The 4,047-nt window shown below is 71.1% G+C and carries 5 protein-coding genes; 3 read left to right on the top strand and 2 right to left on the bottom strand.

Annotated elements, in window-relative coordinates:
- Positions 1–752 (bottom strand): cell division ATP-binding protein FtsE (gene ftsE, locus GH736_RS18605; protein WP_159606011.1); only part of this gene is annotated, 752 nt, incomplete at its 3' end.
- Positions 753–934: 182 nt separating this feature from the next.
- Between ftsE and GH736_RS18600 the strand changes: the two genes are divergently transcribed.
- Positions 935–1,684: a gamma-glutamyl-gamma-aminobutyrate hydrolase family protein gene (locus GH736_RS18600; protein ID WP_159606009.1), complete on the top strand. Its 750-nt coding sequence runs from the start codon at positions 935–937 to the stop codon at positions 1,682–1,684.
- 13 nt (positions 1,685–1,697) lie between these two features.
- Here the strand turns inward: GH736_RS18600 and prfB are convergent, their stop codons facing one another.
- Positions 1,698–2,807, bottom strand: coding sequence for a peptide chain release factor 2 (gene prfB / locus GH736_RS18595; RefSeq protein WP_159606007.1), 1,110 nt, complete (start codon positions 2,805–2,807; stop codon positions 1,698–1,700).
- A gap of 89 nt (positions 2,808–2,896) precedes the next feature.
- On the opposite strand from prfB, the gene GH736_RS18590 reads away from it, so the two are divergent.
- The gene (locus tag GH736_RS18590) at positions 2,897–3,397 is read left to right on the top strand and encodes an Hcp family type VI secretion system effector (protein ID WP_159606005.1); all 501 of its coding nucleotides are present in this window, start codon (positions 2,897–2,899) and stop codon (positions 3,395–3,397) included.
- A 60-nt stretch (positions 3,398–3,457) separates the two neighbouring features.
- On the top strand, positions 3,458–4,047 hold a 590-nt coding region (locus GH736_RS18585), incomplete at its 3' end, for an MFS transporter (RefSeq protein ID WP_159606003.1).

Below are 4,047 nucleotides of genomic sequence, written 5' to 3'. Positions count from 1 at the left end.
CCGGCGGCCGGCTCGGCGTCGGCGTCGACCTCCGCGTCGGCCGTGAACACGTCGTCCGCATCGCCGAGGGCCGCGCCGTACCCCGCGCTGCGCTCGTCGCGCACGATGTCGCCCGCGGAGAGCTCGATGACCCGGCGCTGCATCTGGTCGACGATGCCGGCCTCGTGCGTGGCCATCACCACGGTCGTGCCGCTCGCGTTGATGCGTTCGAGCAGGGTCATGATGCCCGCGCTCGTCACAGGGTCGAGGTTGCCGGTCGGCTCGTCGGCGAGGAGGATCTGCGGCTTGTTCACGATGGCCCTGGCGATCGCGACCCGCTGCTGCTCGCCACCGGACAGCTCATGCGGCATCCGCTTGCCCTTGCCGTCGAGGCCGACGAGCTTCAGCGTCTCGGGCACGGCCGACTGGATGTATCCCCGCGACTTGCCGATGACGCGCAGGGTGAAGGCCACGTTCTCGTAGACGTTCTTGTTCGGCAGCAGCCGGAAGTCCTGGAAGACGACGCCGAGGTCACGCCGGAAGTACGGCACCTTGCGGCTGGAGATGCGCCCGAGGTCCTGCCCGAGCACGTGGATCTTGCCCTTGGAGGGCTTCTCCTCCTTGAGGATCAGCCGCAGGAAGCTCGACTTGCCGGAGCCGGACGCGCCGACGAGGAAGACGAACTCGCCGCGCAGGATCTCCACCCCGATGTCGTTCAGGGCGGGTCGTGCCTGACCCGGGTAGGTCTTGGTGACGGAGTCGAATCGGATCATCGAAAGAGAGCCTAGGCAGGCCGCCCACGATCGCGACCACGACTCGCCCAACTCTCAGGGAGCGGCACGCTCGCGCGACGAGCCGAGGCCGCAGTGCCGCCACACCGCAGCGCGTCCATGGCGGAACCGCCGTCGCCTGCCTAGGTTGGAGGGAGCAACCGACGGCGGCCCCAGGAGGCGACATGACCGTTCCGCTCATCGGCATCGTCGCGGATCGCAAGTCCGCGAGCTACGGAGCGTGGGTCGACATCCCCACCGACGCCATCTCGCACACCTACACCGCCGCGATCCAGGAGGCGGGCGGCGCCCCGCTCCTCTTCCCCAGCCTCGACGTGCACCTCGGCGACCCCGAGCGGCTCATCGACCTCGTCGACGGGCTCTTCCTTCCGGGCGGGCGCGACCTCGACGCCGAGCTCTACGGCAGCGAGGCGCATCCGTCGAACGATCCGCCGCTGCGCGTGCGCGACGAGCTCGAGATCGCGCTGACCCTCCTCGCGCGCGAGCGGGGACTGCCCGTGCTCGGCGCGTGCCGCGGGATGCAGCTCATCAACGTGGCGCTCGGGGGCACCCTCGAGCAGCACCTCGGCGACCGCGTCGACCTCACGCCGCACCGCGACGTGTACGGCACCCACACGTCGCATCCGGTGACGATCGCGCAGGGCACGCTGCTCGCCGAGATCACGCACGAGCGCGAGTTCGACATCTCGTCGCATCACCACCAGGGCGTCGACCGACTCGGCGAGGGACTGGTCGTCGCGGCGACCGCCCCCGATGGCGTCATCGAGGCGATCGAATCGGTCGACGGCGCCTTCTGCCTCGGCGTGCAGTGGCACCCCGAGGAGCGGCTCGACCCAGAGGGCATCGCCTTGATCCAGGCGTTCATCGCCGCGGCGCGCACCCGGGCGCGGGCGAAGTTCGCGGTGCGGTCCTAGCGCTCGGGTCGGCTCAGTCGTCGGCGGGGCGCTTGCGCCACTTGATGCCGGCGGCGATGAACCCGTCGAGGTCGCCGTCGAACACCTTCGAGGGGTTGCCCTCCTCGTACTCGGTGCGGAGGTCCTTCACCATCTGGTACGGCGCGAGCACGTAGGAGCGCATCTGGTCGCCCCAGCTCGCGGTGATGTTGCCCGCCAGCTCCTTCTTCTGCGCCGCCTCCTGCTCCTTCTGGATGAGCAGCAGTCGCGACTGGAGCACGCGCATCGCGGCGGCACGGTTCTGGATCTGCGACTTCTCGTTCTGCATCGACACGACCACGCCCGTGGGGAGGTGGGTGATGCGCACGGCGGAGTCGGTGGTGTTGACCGACTGGCCGCCGGGACCGCTCGACCGGAACACGTCGACGCGGATGTCGTTCTCGGGGATCTCGACCTCCTGCGCCTCCTCCATGAGCGGGATGACCTCGACGGCCGCGAAGCTCGTCTGGCGCTTGCCCGCCGCGCCGAACGGGCTCATGCGCACCAGGCGGTGCGTGCCCGCCTCGACGCTGAGCGTGCCGAACGCGTAGGGGGCGTCGATCTCGAAGGTGGCCGACTTGATGCCGGCCTCCTCGGCGTAGCTCGTGTCCATCACGGTGGCCGAGTAGTTGTGCTTCTCGGCCCAGCGCAGGTACATGCGCATGAGCATCTCGGCGAAGTCGGCCGCGTCGACGCCGCCGGCGCCCGCGCGGATCGTGACGACGGCCGGGCGGTCGTCCCATTCGCCGTCGAGGAGGATCTGCACCTCGAGGTCGCCGATCGCCTTCTGCAGCGATGCGAGCTCCGCGCGGGCCTCGGTCGCGGTCTCCTCGTCGCCGGCCTCCTGGGCCATCTCGACGAGCACTTCGAGGTCGTCGAGGCGGGAGTCGATGCTCTTCACCCTGGCCAGCTCGGACTGCCGGTGGCTCAGCGCGCTCGTCACCTTCTGCGCCTTCTCGGTGTCGTCCCAGAGGTCGGGCACGCCCGCCTGCTCGGAGAGCCGGGCGATCTCGGCCTCGAGGGCCTCGACGTCGACGACGGCACGGATGTCGCGGAAGGTGGAGCGCAGCGCGGCGATCTCCTGCGTGAGGTCAAGATCCAACATGGCCTCCCCAGCCTAGTCGTGCGGGCGTACACTGCGGTGCAGCGGCGGCATGCCGGCGGCGGACGGTGCCGTCGGCGAAGGGGGCGTCCATGTCGGGTCACGCGTATCTCTCGTTCTTCGCGGATGCCCCGGGCGAGTCGCCCGCGGTCGGGCACGAGGACTGGATCGAGCTGCTGTCGTGGACGTGGGGCGTGACGTCCGACCTCGGCGCGTGGGGCCCGGGCGGCGGCCACGGCGGCGGCGGCGGTGCCGCGCGACCCAGTCCCACGGCGCTCACCTGGGAGCACGCGTTCGACGCGGCATCCACGAGGCTGCTCGGGTTCGTGGCATCCGGCCGGCACGTTCCCAAGGCCGAGCTGCACGTGACCCGCGGTGGTCGCGATGCGTGGCTCGTCGTGAAGATGCAGGACCTCGTGATCACCTCGGTGGTCACGGCGGGCTCGGCTGAGGGCGACGTCGAGCAGACGGTCGGCATGGAGTTCGGATCCGTGCGGTTCGAGTACCGGCGGCAGCAGCCCGACGGCTCGATGGGCCCGCCGGCGACGTTCGACTGGGACATCCGGCGCGGCACGGTCTCGACGACGCCGTAGCGAGGGCCTGCCGACGCGGGCGCCGGGCGCCGGGCGCCGGGCGGTGTAGCGTCGAAGGCGATGACCGTGTCGACGCCCCAGTTCTCGTGGCGCTCGATCATCCTGCCGGCGTACCTGCCGACGCTGCTCTTCTCCATCGGCGAGGGCGCGATCATCCCGGTCATCCCCGTCGTCGCCACGGAGCGCGGCGCCTCGCTCGCCCTCGCGGGCCTCGTCGCCGCCATGGTCATGGTCGGCGAGCTCGTCGGCGACCTGCCGGCCGGATGGCTCGTCGCCCGCATCGGCGAGCGCAACGCGATGATCGGCGCGGCCATGCTCGCGGTCATCGGCGTGCTCGTCGCCCTGGTCTCCCCCACCGTGCTCGCCCTGGGCGTCGGCATGTTCCTGCTCGGCCTCGCGACCGCGGTGTTCGGGCTGGCACGCCACGCATTCCTCACGAGCTACGTGCCCGAGGCGACCCGCGCCAGGGCGCTGTCGACGCTGGCCGGCGTGTTCCGCGGCGGGTGGGCGGTCGGCCCCTTCGTGGCCGCCGCGCTCATCGCGTGGACGGGGTCGTCGGAGGTGGTGTTCTGGGTGCTCGTCGCCGCGTGCTTCGCGGTGGTCGTCGTGCTGCTCGTGCTGCCCGACCCCGAGCGCGTGTTCGGCGCCGC

The organism is Agromyces humi, from assembly GCF_009720255.1.
Classification (GTDB): domain Bacteria; phylum Actinomycetota; class Actinomycetes; order Actinomycetales; family Microbacteriaceae; genus Agromyces; species Agromyces humi.
The sequence above is the reverse complement of the archived record's forward strand: the minus strand, read 5'-3'. Positions and strand labels throughout refer to the sequence as shown.